This window comes from Bradyrhizobium zhanjiangense, from assembly GCF_004114935.1.
Taxonomy (GTDB): domain Bacteria; phylum Pseudomonadota; class Alphaproteobacteria; order Rhizobiales; family Xanthobacteraceae; genus Bradyrhizobium; species Bradyrhizobium zhanjiangense.
Window position 1 is genome coordinate 276,125 of the sequence record NZ_CP022221.1, and the last position, 19,245, is coordinate 295,369.

Sequence of the window (19,245 nt, forward strand, 5' to 3'; positions counted from 1 at the left end):
GTCATGGCAAGCCTGACCATCCGCAAGCTCGACGACGCCGTCAAAACCTATCTGCGGCTGCGCTCGGCCAAGAACCGCAGGTCGGTCGAGGAAGAGGTCCGGGTCATCCTGCGGGAGCTCATCGAGGGCCGCGAGGAGCCCCTGACGCCGTTTGCGGTGCCGCCTGCGGCAGCCTCAGCCCCGATACCCCAACGTATCAGCGCCGCTCCCGAGGCCAGCGTCACCCTGATCATCGGCGGCGGCATTGCGGCCTACAAATCGCTCGACCTGATCCGAAGGCTCAAGGAACGGCGCGTCGAGGTCCGCTGCGTGTTGACCAAGGCAGCGCAGCAATTCGTCACGCCGCTGGCGGTGAGCGCGCTGTCGCATGAGCGCGTCTACACCGACCTGTTCGACCCCCAGAGCGAGTTCGACGCCGGCCACATTCGCCTCGCGCGCGACTGCGACCTGATCGTGGTGGCGCCGGCGACCGCCGACCTCCTGGCCAAGATGGCGAACGGCCATGCCGACGATCTCGCCAGCGCCATCCTGCTCGCGACCAATCGCAAGGTGCTGCTGGCGCCTGCGATGAACCCGCTAATGTGGAACAACGCGGCGACGCGCCGCAACGTCGCGCAGCTCCAGCGCGACGGCGCGGTGCTGATCGGCCCAAATTCCGGCGAGATGGCCGAGGCCGGGGAGGCCGGAACCGGCCGCATGTCGGAGGCGATCGAGATCGCCAATGCCGCCGAGCGGCTGCTGCGGCCGCCGGTGCCGCGCCCACTCGCCGGCAAGCGCGTGCTGATCACCGCAGGACCCACGCACGAGCCGATCGATCCGGTGCGCTACATCGCCAACCGCTCTTCCGGCAAGCAGGGCTTTGCCATTGCCGCCGCCGCCCAGGCCGCCGGCGCCGAGGTGATTTTGGTGAGCGGCCCGGTCGATCTCAGCGATCCCCAGGGCGTGACGGTGAAGCATGTCGAATCGGCACGGCAGATGCTGGAGCAGGTACAGGCCGCGCTCCCCGCCGACATTGCGATCTTCGCCGCCGCCGTCGCCGACTGGCGCGTCGCCAACGAGGGCGAGCAGAAGCTGAAGAAGACGTCGGCCGGCATGCCACCGCTTCAGCTGGTCGAAAACCCCGACATCCTCGCCACCATCTCCAAGCTGACCGACAAGCGCCCGCCGCTGGTGATCGGCTTCGCCGCCGAGACCGAACACCTCATCGACAACGCCAAATCAAAACTCGCGCGCAAGGGCTGCGACTGGATCGTCGCCAACGACGTCTCGCCGGCCACCGGCGTGATGGGCGGCGACCGCAACACTGTGCACCTGATCAGTCGCAAGAATGGTGAGAAGAATGGCGAGATCGCAGTTGATTCCTGGCCGGTGATGACCAAGGAACAGGTCGCCATCGAACTGGTCGCGCATGTCGCGAGGAGCGTGGCCGACAAATCCCGGGAGCCGGCATCTTGAGCACCAAAGTCACGGTCGAACTGCAACGCCTCGCCCATGCCGAAGGCCTGCCGCTGCCTACCTATCAGACCGCCGAGGCCGCCGGCCTCGATCTGATGGCTGCGGTTCCGGACAGCGAGCCGTTGACGCTCGCGCCCGGCCACTACGCGCTGGTGCCGACGGGCCTCGCAATCGCCTTGCCGCCGGGCCACGAGGCCCAGGTGCGGCCGCGCTCGGGGCTTGCCGCCAAGCACGGCGTCACCGTGCTGAACTCGCCGGGCACGATCGACGCGGACTACCGCGGCGAGATCAAGGTGATCCTGATCAACCACGGCCAAGCCCCCTTCGTGATCAAGCGCGGCGAGCGCATCGCGCAGATGGTGATCGCGCCCGTGGTGCAGGCCGCGCTGGTTCCCGTGGCCACCTTGTCGACAACCGATCGAGGCGCCGGCGGTTTTGGTTCCACCGGCCGCTAGTTCTTCACCTCTCCCGCTTGCGGGAGAGGTCGGCACGGAGTGCCGGGTGAGGGCTCTATCCTCTGGGGGAATGTCCCATTGTCGAGACACCCTCTCCCCAACCCTCCCCCGCAAGCGAGGGAGGGAGCGCACCTTCATCGAGGCAAGCACTCCGCATTGCCCCGCTAACGCGCGAGAGCTCCAGCCGAATCACCCGAAGAACTACGTGCGTTGGAGCATCGTGCCCGGCATTTTTGGGGGCCGCCATTGCGTTCACGATCTGGACTCTTACCGCCGGAGTCGCAGTGAGGGTATTGTCTTTTGATTCGCGCGCGACGGGGGTCGCCGCGCGCAAATCCGTGCGATCTTGGGGCAACTATGTCAGGCGTGATCGTGTCGATGCGTCGGACGCTGTTGTCGTGCACATCGTTGGCGCGCAACGGCTTGTTGGGGAGCGCTTTCGCGGCGCTGCTGCCGGCTGCGCCCGCTGAGGCCGCCGACCTCGTCGACACTCTCTCCATCATGCTGGATTTCAACCGGCAGGAACTCGCGGTGCTCGCCACCGCGCTGGCCTTGCTCGGCTTCTCGGTGGTGGCCGCGATCCTGTTGATGCGCACGCGCGTGCGCACGGCGGACAACGAGGCGCGGCTGCGCGCCCGGATCGGGGAACTGCAACTCCAGGCCGACCGCTTCGGCGCGCTGCTGTTCGCCGAGCCGCAGGTTCTGATCTCCTGGCCGGCCGGCGACAATCGCGCGCAGATCTCCGGCGACATCTCGATGGTGCTGCCGCGCGATTCTTCGCCGCAGCGCGTGCTCGCATTCGGAACCTGGCTGCCGCCGGAACCGGCGCTGCAGATGGATCACGCCGTCGATGCGCTGCGCCAGCACGGCGACGGGTTCCAACTGACGCTGACCACCGCGCATGGCCATACGCTGGAAGCCATCGGCCGCGCCATCGGCGGCCAGGCCATTGTCAGGATTCGCGAACTCTCCGGGCTGCGGCGCGATCTGGCCGAGACCAATCTGCGTTACAAGGCGCTCTCCGACGAGACCGAGATGCTGCGCGGCTTCGCCGCCGCTTCTCCATGGCCGATCTGGGCCAAGGGCGAGAACGGCGCACTGACCTACGCCAACCCCGCCTATGTCCGCGCGACCGAGGCGAACAGCGTCACCGATGCCCAGGAGCGCAAGCTCGAGCTGCTCGACAGCGCCGACCGCACCGCAATGGACCGGGGACTGAAGGACGCCGCCAACTTCAACTCACGGCTGCCGATCGTGATCGGCGGCGAGCGGCGCATGTATGACGTGCGCGCAGTCAATGTCGGCAGCGGCAGCGTCGGCATCGCCATCGACGCCAGCGAAGCGGATGCGCTGAGCTCGGCGCTCGTGCGCATGGCGGAGGCGCATCGCCGCACGCTCGACCAGCTCTCCTCGGGCGTGGCCGTGTTCGACGGTCAGCGGCGCCTTGCCTTCTACAACGATTCCTACCGGCGCCTGTGGGACCTCGACCGCACCTTCCTCGACGCCAACCCTGATGATTCCAGCGTGCTCGACCAGCTCCGCGCCGCGCGCAAATTGCCGGAGCAGCCGGACTTCCGCGCCTGGAAGGCCAAGCTGCACGAGGCCTATCGCGCGGTCGAGACCGCCAAGGACACCTGGTTCCTGCCCGACGGCCGCGCCCTCTCGGTCGTCACCACGCCGAACCCGGAAGGCGGCGTCACCTATCTGTTCGACGACGTCACCGAGAGCCTCGACCTAGCCCGCCGCTTCGACGGCCTGATCCGCGTGCAGCGCGAGACGCTCGACAGCCTCGCCGAAGGCGTCGCGGTGTTCGGCAGCAACGGCAAGGCGCAGCTGTTCAACCCGGCCTTCGTGCGGATGTGGAAGCTGTCGAGCGATGCCATGCGCGGCGAGCCGCATATCCAGACGGTCGAAGGCTGGTGCCATCAGCTGTTCGACGACCCCGGCGTCTGGCGCCAGATCCGCGAAGCCATCACCTCGATCGAGAACCGCGCCGACATCCCGCTCAAGCTGGAACGCAAGGACGGCAGCGTGCTTCATGGCATGATCCGCCCGCTGCCTGACGGCGCGACCATGTTGACGTTCCAAGACATTACCGACACCGAGAATGTCGAGCGCGCGCTGCGCGAGCGCAACGAGGCGCTGGAGGCCGCCGACCAGATGAAGGTGGATTTCGTCCACCACGTCTCCTACGAGCTGCGCTCGCCGCTCACCACCATCATCGGCTTCGCGCATTTCCTCAGCGATCCCTCAACCGGGCCGCTGACGCCGAAGCAGGCCGAATATCTCGACTACGTCACCAAATCGACCAACGCGCTGCTGGCGCTGACCAACAACATCCTCGATCTCGCCACCATCGACGCCGGCGCGATGAAGCTGGAACTCGGCCCGGTCGACGTCAGCAAGACCATCGAGCTCGCCGCCGAGGGCATCCAGGACCGCCTCGCCACCGACCGCATCCGCCTCAAGGTCGAGATCGCGCCCGACATCGGCAGCTTCATCGGCGACGAGAAGCGCGTGGTGCAGGTGCTCTATAACCTCCTCGCCAACGCCGTCGGGTTTTCTCCACAGGATTCCACCGTCGGCATCAGCGCACGCCGCACCGAACGCAGCGTGGTCTTCACCGTGACAGATTCCGGGCCTGGAATACCTGCCGACATGAAGGACAAGGTGTTCAACTGGTTCGAAAGCCGCTCGCAGGGCTCGCGTCACCGCGGCGCCGGGCTCGGCCTGTCGCTGGTGCGCTCCTTCGTCGAGCTGCATGGCGGCAAGGTGCGGGTGGATTCGATCGTCGGCCGGGGCACGGTCGTGATCTGCGATTTCCCGACCGACCAGGCGGCGCATCGCGACGCCGCCGAATGACCGAACCAACCACATTCTCCGTCGCGCTCCACAACGAGACGGCCACTGCGCAATTGATGGCCGACCTCGCGCTGCTGGTCGGCCCGGGCGATGTCATCACGCTCACCGGTGATCTCGGCGCCGGCAAGACCGCGGCCGCCCGCGCCATGATCCGCTATCTCGCCGGAGACGATGCGCTGGAAGTGCCGAGCCCGACCTTCACGCTGGTGCAGGGCTACGAGCTGCCGCCGTTTCCGGTGATGCATGCCGACCTCTACCGTGTCGAGGACGAGAGCGAGCTCGAGGAGATCGGACTGTCGCCGCTACCGGACGCAACCCTGGTTCTGATCGAATGGCCAGAGCGTGCGCCGTCGGCGATGCCGGAAGATCGCATCGACATCGCGCTGACGCACCGGCCGGCGCTGGGCTCGAATGCACGCGCGGCCGACATCACCGGTTACGGCAAGGGTGCAGCGCAAGTCGCGCGGCTGAAGGCGCTGCGCGAATTCCTCGATGCATCCGGCTATATCGACGCGACGCGACGGCGCATGAATGGCGACGCCTCGACGCGCTCCTATGCGCGGCTGCTGCGCGACGGCGAAATCGTCATCCTCATGAACTTTCCGCAGCGGCCCGACGGCGCGGCCCTCTATAACGGAAGATCCTACAGCGCTGCGGTGCATCTCGCCGAAAACGTCAAGCCGTTCGTCGCCATCGACGAAGGCCTGCGCGCACAGGGAATCTCCGCACCCGCGATCCATCACTCCGATCTCGATCATGGCTTCCTGATCACCGAAGACTTCGGCAGCGAAGGCGTGATCGAAGGCGATCCGCCGCGCCCGATCGCCGAACGTTATGAAGCTGCGACCGACGTGCTGGCCATGCTGCACAGCAGGACGTTGCCGGGGACGCTGCGGCTGGCGGACCAGACCTACACCATTCCTGTCTTCGACATCGAGGCGATGCTGATCGAGATCGGGTTAATGCCGGAATGGTATCTGCCCGACCGCAACGCGCCGCTGAGCGACGAGAAGCGCGCGGAATTCTTCGCGATGTGGCGCGAGCTGCTGAAGAAACCGCTGGCGGCGCCAAGAACCTGGGTCATCCGCGACTATCACTCGCCGAACCTGATCTGGCTCGGCAATCGCACCGGCATCGCGCGCGTCGGCGTGATCGACTTCCAGGACGCCGTGCTCGGTCCGCAATCCTACGACGTGGTGTCGCTGCTCCAGGACGCCCGCATCGACGTGCCGGAAAGCCTCGAGCTGACGCTGCTGTCGCGCTACATCAAGGCGCGCCGCGCGGCTGATGCGAGCTTCGATGCGGCCGGATTCGCCGAGCTCTACGTCATCATGTCCGCGCAGCGAAACACCCGCCTGCTCGGCACCTTCGCCCGGCTCAACCGCCGCGACGGCAAGCCGCATTATCTGCGTCACCAGCCGCGGATCTGGACCTATCTCCAGCGCTCGCTCGCGCATCCCGCGCTCACCGATCTGCGCGAGTGGTATCTCGCCAACGTCCCGCCGCCGCAGCCCTAGTCCGGGGCCCGATTTACCGGCCGTTAGCCAAGATGTCGCTATTCTGGCGGCGAGGCAGCCGGATCGTCACGGGGCTGGAGCAGGGGCAGATGGCGGCGAAAGCGGATCAACGCGGAAATAACCGGGTCGTTTTCGAGCGCGGGGTTCCGGCCCAGATGATGGGCATCGACGGCACCTGGCGGCGCGACTGCACCATGGAGGACGTCTCCGAGACCGGCGCCAAGCTGACCATCGACGGCTCGGTTGAGGGCCTGCACCTGAAGGAATTTTTTCTGCTGCTGTCGTCCACCGGACTTGCGTACCGGCGCTGCGAGCTGGCCTGGGTCAATGGCGATCAGATCGGCGTCAATTTCCTCAAGCTCGGCGACAAGAAGAAAAAGGCGCGCTCCACAGCCATCGGGGCGTAACGGCAACACTCGTCGTATAACCGTCACGGCGGGCGATTAAGGCGGTTGGGATGCGGTGCGGCAGGCCGAGGCTCATGCTAGGATTGCCGCGAAAGCGAAATAAAGGGATTTGAGAAAGCGAAGAATGTCCGTCAAACCGACCAAAGCCATGGTGCTTGCCGCAGGGTTCGGCCTGCGCATGCGTCCGCTGACGGACAAGATGCCGAAGCCGATGGTGCCGGTGGCTGGCCAGCCACTGCTCGACCACGTGCTCGACAAGCTCGGCCAAGCCGGCGTGACCGAGGCGGTGGTCAACGTGCATTACCTGCCCGATCAAATCATCGATCACACCGCATCGCGCCAATCTCCGCGCGTGATCATCTCCGACGAACGCAATCAGGTGCTCGGCACCGGCGGCGGCGTGGTCAAGGCGCTGCCGCTGCTCGGCGATGCGCCGTTCTTCCACGTCAATTCCGACACGTTGTGGATCGACGGGGTGCGCTCCAACCTGACGCGGCTTGCGGAAAACTTCGACCCCGCGCGCATGGACATTCTGCTGCTGATGGCGCCGACCGCGACCAGCATCGGCTATAGCGGCCGTGGCGATTACGGCATGCTGCCCGACGGCGCCCTGCGCAAGCGCAAGGAGAAGGAGGTCGTTCCGTTCGTCTATGCCGGCGCGGCGATCATGTCGCCCGCGATCTTTGCCGATGCGCCCAAGGGCGAATTCTCACTGACAAAAATGTTCGATCGCGCCAATGAGCAGGAGCGGCTGTTCGGCCTCCGCCTCGACGGCGTCTGGATGCATGTCGGCACGCCTGATGCCGTGCATGCGGCGGAAGAGGCGTTTCTGGAGAGCGTGGCGTAAAGGCGCCTCGAAGACGGTGCCGTAGGGTGGGCAAAGCAAAGCGTGCCCACCAATCAAGCCAAGACTCGAAGTTGGTATGGTGGGCACGGCGCAAGCGCGCCTTTGCCCACCCTACGACACCTGTTCCAGCATCGCGAACAGCGGGGAAGACCTCGCCCACACCCATGACCATTTGAGCTCGCCTCCCTATATTGGCGCCTGATTCCCGAATCAGGCAGCCCATGCGCGTTTTCAGCGTTCCCATCTCAGTTCCGTTCCTACGCACGGTCGTCGCGGCCCTGCTCGACGGCCGGCTGGTCGATGGCTTCGAGGCGCGTAAGGAGCCGGCGCGGCTTGCCGATGCCACGCTGTATCTGCCGACCCGGCGCGCGATGCGCGTGGTGCGCGAGATCTTCCTCGACGAGATGAAGGCAGACGCGGTGGTGCTGCCGCGCATCGTCGCGCTCGGTGACATCGACGAGGACGAGCTCGCTTTCGCCGACGAGGGCGAGCAGCTTTCGGGTGCAACACCTCTGGACATTCCGCCGCGGCTGAGTGAGCTCGAACGGCGGCTGACGCTGGCGCAGCTCGTCGCCGCTTGGGCCAAGGGCCCGGTGCTGGCGCCGCTGGTGGTTGGCGGCCCAGCTTCGACACTGGCGCTGGCCGGCGACCTTGCGCGCCTGATCGACGACATGGTGACGCGCGGCGTCGACTGGGGCGCGCTCGATGGTCTCGTGCCTGATAACCTCGACCGCTACTGGCAGCACTCGCTCGAATTTTTGCGCATCGCGCGCATTGCCTGGCCCAGCCATCTCGCCGAGGTCAAGCGGATCGAGCCGGCGGCGCGGCGCGATCTCTTGATCGCGGCGGAAGCCAGGCGGTTGACCGCGCATCCGAGCGGGCCGGTGATCGCGGCCGGCTCAACCGGCTCGATGCCGGCCACCGCAAAATTCCTCCATGCGGTCGCATCGCTGCCGCATGGCGCCGTGGTGCTGCCGGGCCTCGACACCGATCTCGACGATGACGCCTGGCGCACCATCGGCGGGGTGCGCGACGCGCACGGCAAATTCGCGGAGCATCCGGCCTCGAACCATCCGCAATATGCCATGCACGCGCTGTTGCAGCGTTTTGGCATCAAGCGCAGCGACGTCGAGATTCTCCAGCCGCCGGCAGAAGGCGGCCGCGATCTGCTCGCGTCCGAATCGATGCGGCCCTCGGCCAAGACAGAAGTTTGGCATGACCGGCTGAAGCAGCCGGATGTCGCCGCAAAGATCGCCGGCGGCATGAAGAACCTGGCGGTCGTGGAAGCCCCCAACCCTGAAATGGAAGCGCTCGCTATCGCGATCGCGATGCGCGAGGCCCGGCATCTCGACAAATCGGCGGCGCTGGTGACGCCCGATCGCGCGCTGGCGCGGCGGGTGATGGCTGCGCTGGCGCGATGGGACCTCGCCTTCGACGATTCCGGCGGCGATGTGTTGATGGAAACATCCGCCGGCGTCTTTGCCCGCCTGGCGGCAGAGGCGGCGACCAAGGGCCTGGAGCCGCCGACGCTTTTGGCGATCCTGAAGCATCCGCTGTGCCGGCTCGGCCGCGCGCCCAGTGCGTGGAAGGCAGCGATCGAGGGCCTCGAACTCGCGGTCCTGCGCGGCACGCGTCCACCCGCGGGCACGGCCGGCCTCCTGCGCGAATTCAACCGCTTTCGCGACGAGCTGGCAAAGCTGCGGCGCAGCGAAGTCTCCGCGCTCCACAGGGCCGAGCCGCGCGCGCGGCTCAAGGCCGAGGATCTCGACCGCATCCAGGCGCTGATCGATGCCTTGCAAAAAGCATTGGCGCCGATCGAGAGCCTGGCCTCGTCAAAACCGTATGACTTCGCCGAGCTCGCGCACCGGCATCGCGAGATCATGATCGAGCTGTCGCGCGACGAGCAGGGCATTCCGCTCGCCTTCGAGGAGCGCGAAGGCCTCGCCCTCGCCGGCGCCTTCGACGACCTGCTGCGCGGCGGCACGACCAGCGGGCTGATGGTGCCGTTGTCTGACTATCCCGATGTCTTCCAGACCGCGTTCGGCGATCGCGCCGTGCGGCGGCGCGACAGGCCGGGCGCCCGGCTGCAAATCTACGGCCCCCTGGAATCGCGCCTGATGCAGGCCGACCGCATCATCATTGGCGGCCTGATCGAGGGGGTCTGGCCACCGGCACCTCGCATCGATCCCTGGCTCAGCCGGCCGATGCGGCACGAGCTCGGTCTCGATCTGCCGGAGCGCCGCATCGGCCTCTCCGCGCACGACTTTGCGCAATTGCTCGGCGGCGACGAGGTGATCCTCACCCATTCCGCCAAGGCCGGCGGCGCGCCGGCGGTGGCGTCGCGCTTCCTGCATCGGTTAGAGGCAGTGGCGGGCGACGAGCTCTGGAAGGCGGCAGTTCGCGCCGGCGAGAAATACGTGCAGTTCGCGGGCGCGCTGGACCAGCCCGACGAGGTCAGGCCGATCAAGCAGCCCGAGCCACGACCGCCGCGCGCGACGCGGCCGCTCAAGATGTCCGTCACCGCGATCGAGGACTGGCTGCGCGATCCCTACACGATCTACGCAAAGCACATTTTGCGGCTGGATGCGCTTGACCCGGTCGACATGCCGCTCTCGGCCGCCGATCGCGGCTCGGCCATCCATGATGCGCTCGGAGAGTTCACGGAAACCTATGCGGCACGCCTGCCCGACGATCCCGCGCGCGTGCTGCGCGCGATCGGCGAGAAGCATTTTGCGCCGCTGATGGAGCGCCCCGAGGCACGGGCACTGTGGTGGCCGCGCTTCCAGCGCATCGCGCGCTGGTTCGGTGAATGGGAGACGGCGCGGCGCGATGCGATCGAGGCCATCACGGCGGAGACCCACGGCGAGATCTCGATCACGCTCGACACCACGCGTAGCTTCCGCCTCTCTGCGCGCGCGGACCGCATCGAGCGCCGCAAGGGCGGCTTCTATGCCATCCTCGACTACAAAACCGGGCAGCCGCCAAGCGACAAGCAGGTCCGCATGGGCCTGTCACCGCAGCTGACGCTGGAAGCCGCGATCCTGCGCGAAGGCGGCTTTCCCGACATCGACGCCGGTGCGTCGGTCAGCCAGCTCGTCTATGTCCGCCTGAGCGGCAACAATCCGGCCGGGGAAGAGCGCATCCTCCAGCTCAAGGTAAACAAAGGTGACGAGCCAATTCCGCCGGACACTGCCGCCGCCGACGCAAGAGCCAAATTGGAGGCGCTGATCCGCGCCTTCGAGGACGAGAATCAGCCGTACACCTCGCTAAACCTGCCGATGTGGGCGAACCGCTACGGCACCTATGACGATCTTGCCCGGATCAAGGAATGGTCTGCGGCCGGTGGATTGGGGATCGAGGAATGGTGAAGGCGCCGCGCCCCATCCCCGACGAGGTGCGCGCGCGGCAGGCGCGCGCATCCGATCCGACCGCCTCCGCTTTCGTGTCGGCCAATGCCGGCTCGGGCAAGACGCATGTGCTGGTGCAGCGTGTCATCCGCCTTTTGTTGTCGGGCGTGCCGCCGGAAAAGATCCTCTGCATCACCTTCACCAAGGCCGCCGCCGCCAACATGGCCGAGCGCGTGTTCACCACGCTCGGTCATTGGGTGACGCTGGACGATGCCGGGCTCGACGCCGCCATTCGCGCCGTCGGCATTCCCTACCCCAGCCCAAAACTGCGGCGCGAGGCGCGAAAGCTGTTTGCTTGTGCGCTGGAAACGCCGGGTGGCTTGAAGGTGCAGACCATCCACGCGCTCTGCACCCGCCTGCTCCAGCAATTCCCGTTCGAGGCCAACGTGCCCGCGCGCTTTGCCGTGATCGACGAGCGCGACCAGACCGACATGATGGAGCGCGCCAATCTGAAGGTGCTGCTCGACGCCGCACGTGATCCGGAGAGCGTCACAGGCCGCGCGCTGCTGACGGCGATGGCGAGCGCCGCCGACGTCAACTTCAAGGAGGTCGTGCGCGAGGCGTGCCTGAGTCGCGATCATTTCATGGCCTGGACCGATGAGGCCGGCAACGCCGAGGCAGCTGCTGCTCAGATGGCGGCGGTGCTGGGTGTCGACGCCGGCGACCGCATCGAGGACGTCGAGACGGAGATTCTCGACGGTCCGTTCCTGCCGCGGTCGCGCTGGGACGAGATCGCCTTCGCGCTGGAGGACGGCAGCAAGTCCGACAACGACCAGGCCGGCCGGCTCCGCGAAGCAAAAGTCTTTTCCGGCAGTGCACAGGTCGATGCCTATCTCTGCGTCTTCCTCACCGACGACAAGCTGCCGCGCAAGGCAGTGCTGACCAAGAAGTTTTGCGATCACAACCCGTCCGTCGCCCGCCTGTTCGAGGCCGAGGCGCAGCGGCTTGGTGGGATGATCGAGAAGCGTCGCGCTGTGACGGTTCGCGACCGCACTGCGGCCCTGCTGCACATCGCGACCGCTGCCGCCCAAAACTACCGCCGCGAGAAGCAGGAGCGCGGTCTGCTCGACTATGACGACCTCATCGACAGGACGCTGGCGATGCTGGACCGCGTCTCCTCGGGCTGGGTGCATTACAAGCTCGACCGCGGCGTCGATCACGTCCTGATCGACGAGGCCCAGGACACCAGCCCGCGGCAATGGGACATCGTCGCGCACATCATCTCCGAATTCACCGCAGGCGAAGGCGCGCGTGAGGGGCTGAACCGCACCGTCTTCGCGGTCGGCGACGAGAAGCAGTCGATCTTCTCGTTCCAGGGCGCAGCTCCCCATGAATTCGACGCCCGCCGGCGCGAGCTGCACCGCAAGTTCACCGCGGCCGGGCTGAAGTTCGATCCGGTCGCCTTCACCTATTCGTTCCGCTCGGGCGCCGCGATCCTGCACTCGGTCGACCACGTTTTCCGCGATCCCCAGATCTACAAGAGCATCCATTCGGTCGAGATCGGCCATCCCCTGCACAATGCGCTAGCCGATGCAGGCCCGAGCGTGATCGAGCTGTGGGACCTCGCGGAGGCCGACGAGCGACAGGACATTGAGGGCTGGCGCGCGCCGTTCGACGGCGTCGCCGTCACCAGCCCCGAGGTGAAGCTAGCGCGCCGCATCCAGGCCGAGATCAAGCGGCTGGTCGAAAGCGGCACGCTGACGGGACACGAAGGCGAACGGCGGCCGCTGCGCTATGGCGACATGCTGATCCTGGTGCGGCGGCGCGGTAATGCCTTTGACGCCGTGATCCAGGCGCTGAAGCACGCTGGCGTCCCGGTCGCCGGCGCCGACCGGCTCAAGCTGACCGAGCACATCGCCATCATCGACCTGATGAACCTTGCGGACGCGCTGCTGCTGCCGCAGGACGATCTCGCGCTCGCCGTGGCGCTGAAGAGCCCGCTGTTCGGGCTCGATGACGACGACCTGTTCCAGCTTGCCTGGGACCGCAAGGGATCGCTGCGCCGCGCGCTGGGCGAACATGCGGACACAAGCGAGAAGTTCGCCACGGCATTGCGGCGCCTGGAAGCCTGCGAGATGCGCACGCGCGAGGAGACGCCGTTCGCGTTCTACGCCTGGCTGCTAGGGGGCGATGGCGGCCGCGCACGCATCCTGCGCCGTCTCGGGCACGAAGCCAACGACGCGCTCGACGAGTTCCTGGAGCTGGCACTGAACTATGAGCGCAAGGCGCCGGCCTCGCTGCAGGGCTTCATGGCCTGGCTGCGTTCGGCCGACACTGAGGTGAAGCGCGACATGGAGATCTCGCGCGACGAGGTGCGGGTGATGACCGTGCACGGCGCCAAGGGTCTGGAGGCTTCCGTCGTATTCATGGTGGACACGACATCCTCGCCCGCGGATTCGCAGCGGCTGCGGCTAATTCACGTGCCGCGCGGCAATGGCGGCGAGGTGGTGGTCTGGGCCGGCCGTAAGGCCGACGATCCCAAGCCGGTCGCCGAGGCGCGCAAGGCCATGCTCGAGGAGACCGAGGACGAATATCGCCGCCTGCTCTATGTCGCGATGACGCGCGCCGCCGACCGCCTGATCGTCGGCGGCTGCATGCCCGGCAATATGAGGACCGTCCGCAAGCTGAGCTGGTACGATCTGGTCGACACCGGCCTCGCCGGCTCGGGCCTGGACAAGCAGATCATCGAGACGCCGCTCGGCAAGGTGACACGATTCGCGCGGCCAGAGGATGTCGCGGCGCTAGGCACGCCGGCGACGTCCGTGGACCAGACAATCGTTTTGCCGGACTGGCTGCGAGCGCCGGCCCCGCGCGAGGTTATCGACGAGGATCCAGTGCGCCCCTCGGGCCAGTCGGCCGAAGAGGGCCGCCGCGTGCGCAGCGGCGAATCGGTGCAGTCGCGCGCGCTGGCGTTGCAACGCGGCACGCTGGTGCACCGGCTGCTGCAATCCTTGCCCGACATCGCCGCCCAGCGCCGGCGCGAGGCCGCACGCGACTTCATGGCACGCAATGCCTCGGACTGGCCGGAGGCCGACCGCACCGCGCTGGCCGACAAGGTGCTCGCCTTGATCGCTGAGCCGCGCTTCGCCCCGGTCTTTGCCGCCGGCAGCCGGGCCGAGGTCGCCATCGTCGGCAAATTGGAGCGGCCGGGGCGCACCCCGGCGCTGGTGTCGGGGCAGATCGACCGGCTGGTCGTTCGACCCGAGGAGGTCCTGATCGTCGATTTCAAGACCAACCAGGCGGCACCCAGAAACGCGGCCGAGGCACCCGCCGCCTATGTCCGGCAGCTCGCGCTGTACCGGGCGGTGCTATCGAGGCTTTATCCCCAAAGGCCTGTCAGGGCTGTCCTGCTCTGGACCGAGGCCCTTGAATATATGGAGATTTCGGCCCCCGCGCTGGACGCGGCGCTGGCATCCCTTCATCTCGGTGTGAGCGTCCTTGACCCAGCAAGGAGCCGTTCATAGGTTGACCCCATGATCCCGGGCGCGATTCCAGGTCGCGCCGATTCTTTCAACCGAGTGAGGTACTCCAATGGCCGTTAGCAAGGTTTCCGACGCCGATTTCGAAGCCGAAGTGCTCAAGGCGAACGGCCCCGTGGTCGTCGATTTCTGGGCCGAATGGTGCGGCCCCTGCCGCATGATCGCGCCCGCCCTCGACGAGATCGCCGGTGCGATGGGCGACAAGGTCAAGATCGTGAAGCTCAACGTCGACGAGAGCCCGAAGACCGCGTCCAAGTATGGCGTGATGTCGATCCCGACTCTGATGATCTTCAAGGGCGGCGAGATGGCCTCCCGCCAGGTTGGCGCGGCACCGAAGGCAAAGCTCCAGCAGTGGATCACCTCCGCGGTCTGATCCTTCTCGCGCAGGATTATTTTCGAGAACGGCCGGCGAAAGCCGGCCGTTTTGCGTTGGTGGGGCGTGTTCAGCGTAGGACGAGTCCCAGCCCTTGCCCGCCCCTCCCGCAAAGCGCGTGCGAAAATCGACCTCCCTCGTTGCGATGGAGGCGCGGTCGGTCGATGCGATCCCGCGCGGCAAGGAGTGGCAGTACGAGCCGAAATGGGACGGCTTTCGCTGCTTGCTGTCGCGCAACGGCAGCGACGTCGATCTCCGCTCGAAATCCGGCGAGGACCTCACGCGCTATTTCCCCGAGATCGTTGCCGCCGCGTTGAAGCTGAGGGCGGATCGTTTCACGCTCGACGGCGAGATCGTCGTGCCGCACGGCAAGGGTTTTTCGTTCGACGCATTGCTGCAACGAATCCATCCCGCGGCAAGCCGCGTGAAGAAGCTCTCGCAGGACACGCCGGCGCTCTACCTCGTATTCGATCTGCTCGCGGCGGCGAAAGACAAGCACCTCGCTGGAAAGTCGTTGATCGAACGACGGCCGGCGCTCGAAGCGTTCGCGAAAGCCAACCTCAAGGGCAGCGTCTTCCGTCTTTCACCGTCGACAACGAGCTACGCCACCGCCCAAAAATGGCTGGCGCAATCCGGCGGCGGTTCGGACGGTGTCATCGCCAAGCGCATCGACCTGCCCTACCAAGCCGGCACGCGCGACGGCATGCAGAAGATCAAGAAATTCCGCAGCGCCGATTGCGTCGTCGGCGGCTTCCGCTACGCCACCAACAAGATCGCCGGCAGGAACGTGGTCGGCTCGCTGCTGCTCGGGCTCTATGACGACAAGGGTCTGCTGCACCACGTCGGCTTCACCTCGGCGATCAAGGCAGAGCAGAAGCCTGATCTGACCGATCGGCTCGAAGCATTGATTGGCGAGCCCGGCTTCACCGGCAACGCGCCGGGCGGGCCGAGCCGCTGGTCCACCGAGCGCTCCGCGAAATGGTGTCCACTCAAGCCGAAGCTGGTGATCGAGGTCTGCTACGACCATTTCAGCGGCGAGCGCTTTCGCCACGGCACCTCGATCCTGCGCTGGCGCCCCGACAAGGCGCCGCGGCAATGCACATTCGAGCAGCTGAAGCAGAAAGCGGCCGATCCGATGAAGTTGTTGAAGTGAGCTAGCCGTAGCCCGGATGGAGCGCAGCGTAATCCGGGAATTGTGCCACAAGCGACGACGGCCCCGGATTACGCTGCGCTCCATCCGGGCTACAAGATCACACCTACCCAATCCATCCCGTCGCCAGCGCGTTCGCCAGTTCAGGCTGCCCGTTTCGCCGCGCCAACGCCGCCATCGCTTCATAATCATACACGACGTGTCGGAACGTCGCCTGCCAAGCGCCATCAGCAAGTTCGAGAGTGGCATAACGCGCGTGCGGCGTGCCGGCTTCGACGACGTGCGGATACGGATGCTTGTCGCGGTAACCAGGGCTGCCGACACTGCCGGGATTGACGATCAGCCGGCCGTCGCGCAGGCGCACAGCGCGGGCGAGATGGGTGTGGGCGCAGAGGATCAGCGACTGCGTGATGCCTTGTGCGAATTGCTCGATGCGGTCCAGCGGCGACAGCGCAACCGTGCCGTCGGGATGCACGGTGTCGAGCCAATAGACTTCATCGCTATTGGGCGTCGCATGGCACAGGAAGACCTGGTCGCGAAACACACGCGTCATCGGCTGCGCGCGCAGCCAGTCGAGCTGCGCGGCATTGAGCTGCGCATGGGCGGGACGATACCACGAGCCCATCTGTTCCGGAGCGCGGTCGAGCAGATAGCGGTCGTGATTGCCGAGCACGTGCACGGCGTCGAGCGTCATCAGGATCTCGATCGTCCTGCGCGCATCGAGCGGTCCGCTCAGCATGTCGCCGAGATTGACGATGTCGGCAATGCCTTGCGCGCGGATGTCGGCGAGCACGGCTTCGAGCGCGAGACAGTTTCCGTGGACGTCGGCAATCGCGGCAAAACGCATCGTTCATCACCGTAGCCCGGATGGAGCGAAGCGAAATCCGGGGCCTTCATCGCTTGTGGCACGATCCCGGATTGCGCTGCGCTCCATCCGAGCTACGCAAACTCATGCAGGCGGCGTGCCGTTGATCGCCAGCACGTGGCCGGCCAGATACAGCGAGCCGGTGATCAGGATGCGCGGCGGCACCTCGTAGGCGAGCTTCGCCAAGGCGCGCAGCGCAGCTTCGATGCCGGGCGCGGGCTCGACGCGCATGCCGAGGCTGCGCGCGGCGTCCGCGAGGCGGTCGACCGGCATAGCGTTCTCGGTATCGGGGATCGGCACTGCGATGATGTGACGGGTGAGACCGGCGAAATTGGCGAGAAAGCCCTGAGCATCCTTGTTGGCCATCATGCCCGCGATGACGACCAGCGGCCGCGACACCCGCTCTTCGAGATCGCCGAGCGCAGCCGCCGCGACACGCCCGCCCTCGGCATTGTGCCCGCCATCGAGCCAGATGTCCGAGCCCTGCGGCCCCCAGGAGAGCAGCTCGCCCGAGGTGATGCGCTGCATTCGTGCCGGCCATTCCGCGCCGACGATGCCAGCCTCGAACGCCGCCTGGTTGACCTTGAACGCCGGGACGGCGCGCAGCGTCGCGATTGCAAGGCCGGCGTTGTCGAACTGATGACGGCCGAACAGGCGCGGCGCTGCAAGATCCATCAGGCCGCGCTCGTCGGAATAGACCAGACGTCCGCGCTCGACATTGACGTGCCAGCTTTCGTTCGCCGCAAACAGCGGTGCGCGCATGCGCCTCGCCTGTGCTTCGATCACGGCCATCACCTCGCCCGCCTGCTCAGCGCATATCACGGGCACGCCGCGCTTGATGATCGCGGCCTTCTCGCTGGCGATCGATGCCAGGGTCGACCCAAGGAAGTCCATGTGGTCCATGCTGACAGGCGTGATCACGCAGGCCGCCGGCACATCGATCACGTTGGTCGAATCGAGCCGGCCGCCGAGGCCGACTTCGAGCAGCACCACATCGGCCGGATGCTGTGCGAACAGATGCAAGGCCGCGGCGGTCTTCAGCTCGAAGACGGTCGCAGCCTCGCCGGCATTGACGCGCTCGACCTCTTCCAGCGCGGCGCGCAATTCATCGTCACTGACGAGCACGCCGCCACCGACGCGACCCAGCCGGAAGCATTCGTTGATGCGGACGAGATAGGGCGAGGTGTAGGCGTGCACGCGCAAGCCTGCGGCCTCCAGCGTCGCGCGCAGATAAGCGAGCGTCGAACCCTTGCCATTGGTGCCGGCGATGTGGATCACCGGCGGCAGCTTGCTTTCAGGGTGGCCGAGCCGCGCGAGCAGGCGGTGCATCCGCTCGAGCCCGAGATCGATGCGTTTCTGATGCAGGGCCGACAGCCGCCCGATCAATTCGCCGAGCGGCGGCTTTGCGCTGTCAGGGGACGCGTTCACGCGTGGGGCGCGGCCGGCGCCGTTTCGGCGGCCGATACGATCTGCGCCGGGCTCGCAACCGGCTGCACCGGCTTCGATGCGCTTTCCAGCGCCGGCGCCTTGGTCAGCAGGCGGCAGAGTCGCGCCAGCGTCGGACGCAATTCGTGGCGATGCACGACCATGTCGACCATGCCGTGCTCCTTCAGATACTCGGCGCGCTGGAACCCCTCGGGGAGTTTTTCGCGGATGGTCTGCTCGATCACGCGTGCGCCGGCGAAGCCGATCAGGGCGCCGGGCTCGGCGATCTGCACGTCACCGAGCATGGCATAGGACGCGGTGACGCCGCCGGTGGTCGGATTGGTCAGCACGACGATATAGGGCAATTTTGCCTCGCGCAGCATCTGCACCGCAACGGTTGTGCGCGGCATCTGCATCAGCGACAAAATGCCTTCCTGCATCCGCGCGCCGCCGGATGCGGCGAACACGATGAACGGCACATTCTTCTCGACCGCAAGCTCGAGCCCGCGCACGATGGCCTCGCCTGCGGCCATGCCGAGCGAGCCGCCCATGAAATCGAAATCCTGCACGGCAACGACGACGGCGGAGCCTTCGAGCTTGCCGTAGCCGACCTTGATCGCGTCGTTGAGGTTGGTGCGCGCGCGCGCATCCTTGATGCGATCAACGTACTTCTTCTCATCGCGAAACTTGAGCGGATCGGGCGTGACCTCGGGCAGCGCCACATCGAACCAGGTCTCGTTGTCGAAGATCGACTTCAACCGGGCCACCGCGCCCATGCGCATGTGGTAGTTCGAGCCGGGGATGACGAACTGGTTGGCCTCGACGTCCTTGTAGAAGACGAGCTGTCCGGAATCCGGGCACTTGATCCACAGGTTCTCCGGCGTCTCCCGCCGCAGCATGTTGCGGATCTTCGGCCGAACCACATTGGTAAGCCAGTTCATGGTTTGCTCCGATGTGCGAACCCGCCTCGCGGATCGCCTGAAGGGATATATGGCGGCCGGGC

The 19,245-nt window shown here is 66.4% G+C and carries 13 protein-coding genes; 10 read left to right on the forward strand and 3 right to left on the reverse strand.

All coding sequences use genetic code 11. The features are described 5' to 3' along the window. The first annotated feature begins 3 nt into the window (after nt 1–3). The 10 genes from coaBC to XH85_RS01350 all read left to right on the forward strand — a co-directional run bounded on the left by coaBC (nt 4) and on the right by XH85_RS01350 (nt 15,955). Nucleotides 4–1,455: a bifunctional phosphopantothenoylcysteine decarboxylase/phosphopantothenate--cysteine ligase CoaBC gene (gene coaBC, locus XH85_RS01305; RefSeq protein WP_128930411.1), complete on the forward strand. Its 1,452-nt coding sequence runs from the start codon at nt 4–6 to the stop codon at nt 1,453–1,455. After that, nucleotides 1,452–1,910 (forward strand): dUTP diphosphatase, encoded by a 459-nt coding sequence (dut, locus tag XH85_RS01310; RefSeq protein ID WP_128930412.1) that lies wholly within the window; start codon nt 1,452–1,454, stop codon nt 1,908–1,910. Before coaBC ends, dut begins: the two co-directional genes overlap by 4 nt. A gap of 357 nt (nt 1,911–2,267) precedes the next feature. After that, nucleotides 2,268–4,772, forward strand: a complete 2,505-nt coding sequence (locus XH85_RS01315; RefSeq protein WP_128930413.1) for a sensor histidine kinase — start codon at nt 2,268–2,270, stop codon at nt 4,770–4,772. Next, complete coding sequence (gene tsaE / locus XH85_RS01320; RefSeq protein ID WP_128930414.1) at nt 4,769–6,289, forward strand: tRNA (adenosine(37)-N6)-threonylcarbamoyltransferase complex ATPase subunit type 1 TsaE; 1,521 nt, start codon at nt 4,769–4,771, stop codon at nt 6,287–6,289. The genes XH85_RS01315 and tsaE overlap by 4 nt, the downstream gene beginning before the upstream one ends. An 89-nt stretch (nt 6,290–6,378) precedes the next feature. Next, nucleotides 6,379–6,696: a PilZ domain-containing protein gene (locus XH85_RS01325; RefSeq protein WP_091883010.1), complete on the forward strand. Its 318-nt coding sequence runs from the start codon at nt 6,379–6,381 to the stop codon at nt 6,694–6,696. A 124-nt stretch (nt 6,697–6,820) separates the two neighbouring features. Beyond that, nucleotides 6,821–7,543: a nucleotidyltransferase family protein gene (locus tag XH85_RS01330; RefSeq protein WP_128930415.1), complete on the forward strand. Its 723-nt coding sequence runs from the start codon at nt 6,821–6,823 to the stop codon at nt 7,541–7,543. A gap of 221 nt (nt 7,544–7,764) precedes the next feature. Then, entirely contained in the window at nt 7,765–10,911 is a 3,147-nt protein-coding gene (gene addB, locus XH85_RS01335) for a double-strand break repair protein AddB (RefSeq protein ID WP_128930416.1), read from the forward strand. Beyond that, nucleotides 10,905–14,414: a double-strand break repair helicase AddA gene (gene addA, locus XH85_RS01340; protein ID WP_164940675.1), complete on the forward strand. Its 3,510-nt coding sequence runs from the start codon at nt 10,905–10,907 to the stop codon at nt 14,412–14,414. The genes addB and addA overlap by 7 nt, the downstream gene beginning before the upstream one ends. 67 nt (nt 14,415–14,481) lie before the next feature. Then, on the forward strand, nt 14,482–14,802 hold the full coding sequence (gene trxA, locus XH85_RS01345; RefSeq protein WP_008540017.1) for a thioredoxin: 321 nt from the start codon (nt 14,482–14,484) through the stop codon (nt 14,800–14,802). A 145-nt stretch (nt 14,803–14,947) separates the two neighbouring features. Further along, nucleotides 14,948–15,955: an ATP-dependent DNA ligase gene (locus XH85_RS01350; protein WP_128937057.1), complete on the forward strand. Its 1,008-nt coding sequence runs from the start codon at nt 14,948–14,950 to the stop codon at nt 15,953–15,955. Nucleotides 15,956–16,058: 103 nt separating this feature from the next. Here the strand turns inward: XH85_RS01350 and XH85_RS01355 are convergent, their stop codons facing one another. The 3 genes from XH85_RS01355 to accD all read right to left on the reverse strand — a co-directional run bounded on the left by XH85_RS01355 (nt 16,059) and on the right by accD (nt 19,183). Further along, nucleotides 16,059–16,799: a metallophosphoesterase family protein gene (locus XH85_RS01355; RefSeq protein ID WP_128930418.1), complete on the reverse strand. Its 741-nt coding sequence runs from the start codon at nt 16,797–16,799 to the stop codon at nt 16,059–16,061. Nucleotides 16,800–16,901: 102 nt separating this feature from the next. Beyond that, complete coding sequence (locus tag XH85_RS01360) at nt 16,902–18,245, reverse strand: bifunctional folylpolyglutamate synthase/dihydrofolate synthase (RefSeq protein WP_128930419.1); 1,344 nt, start codon at nt 18,243–18,245, stop codon at nt 16,902–16,904. Further along, nucleotides 18,242–19,183 (reverse strand): acetyl-CoA carboxylase, carboxyltransferase subunit beta, encoded by a 942-nt coding sequence (accD, locus tag XH85_RS01365; RefSeq protein ID WP_128930420.1) that lies wholly within the window; start codon nt 19,181–19,183, stop codon nt 18,242–18,244. The genes XH85_RS01360 and accD overlap by 4 nt, the downstream gene beginning before the upstream one ends. Nucleotides 19,184–19,245: the final 62 nt, after the last annotated feature.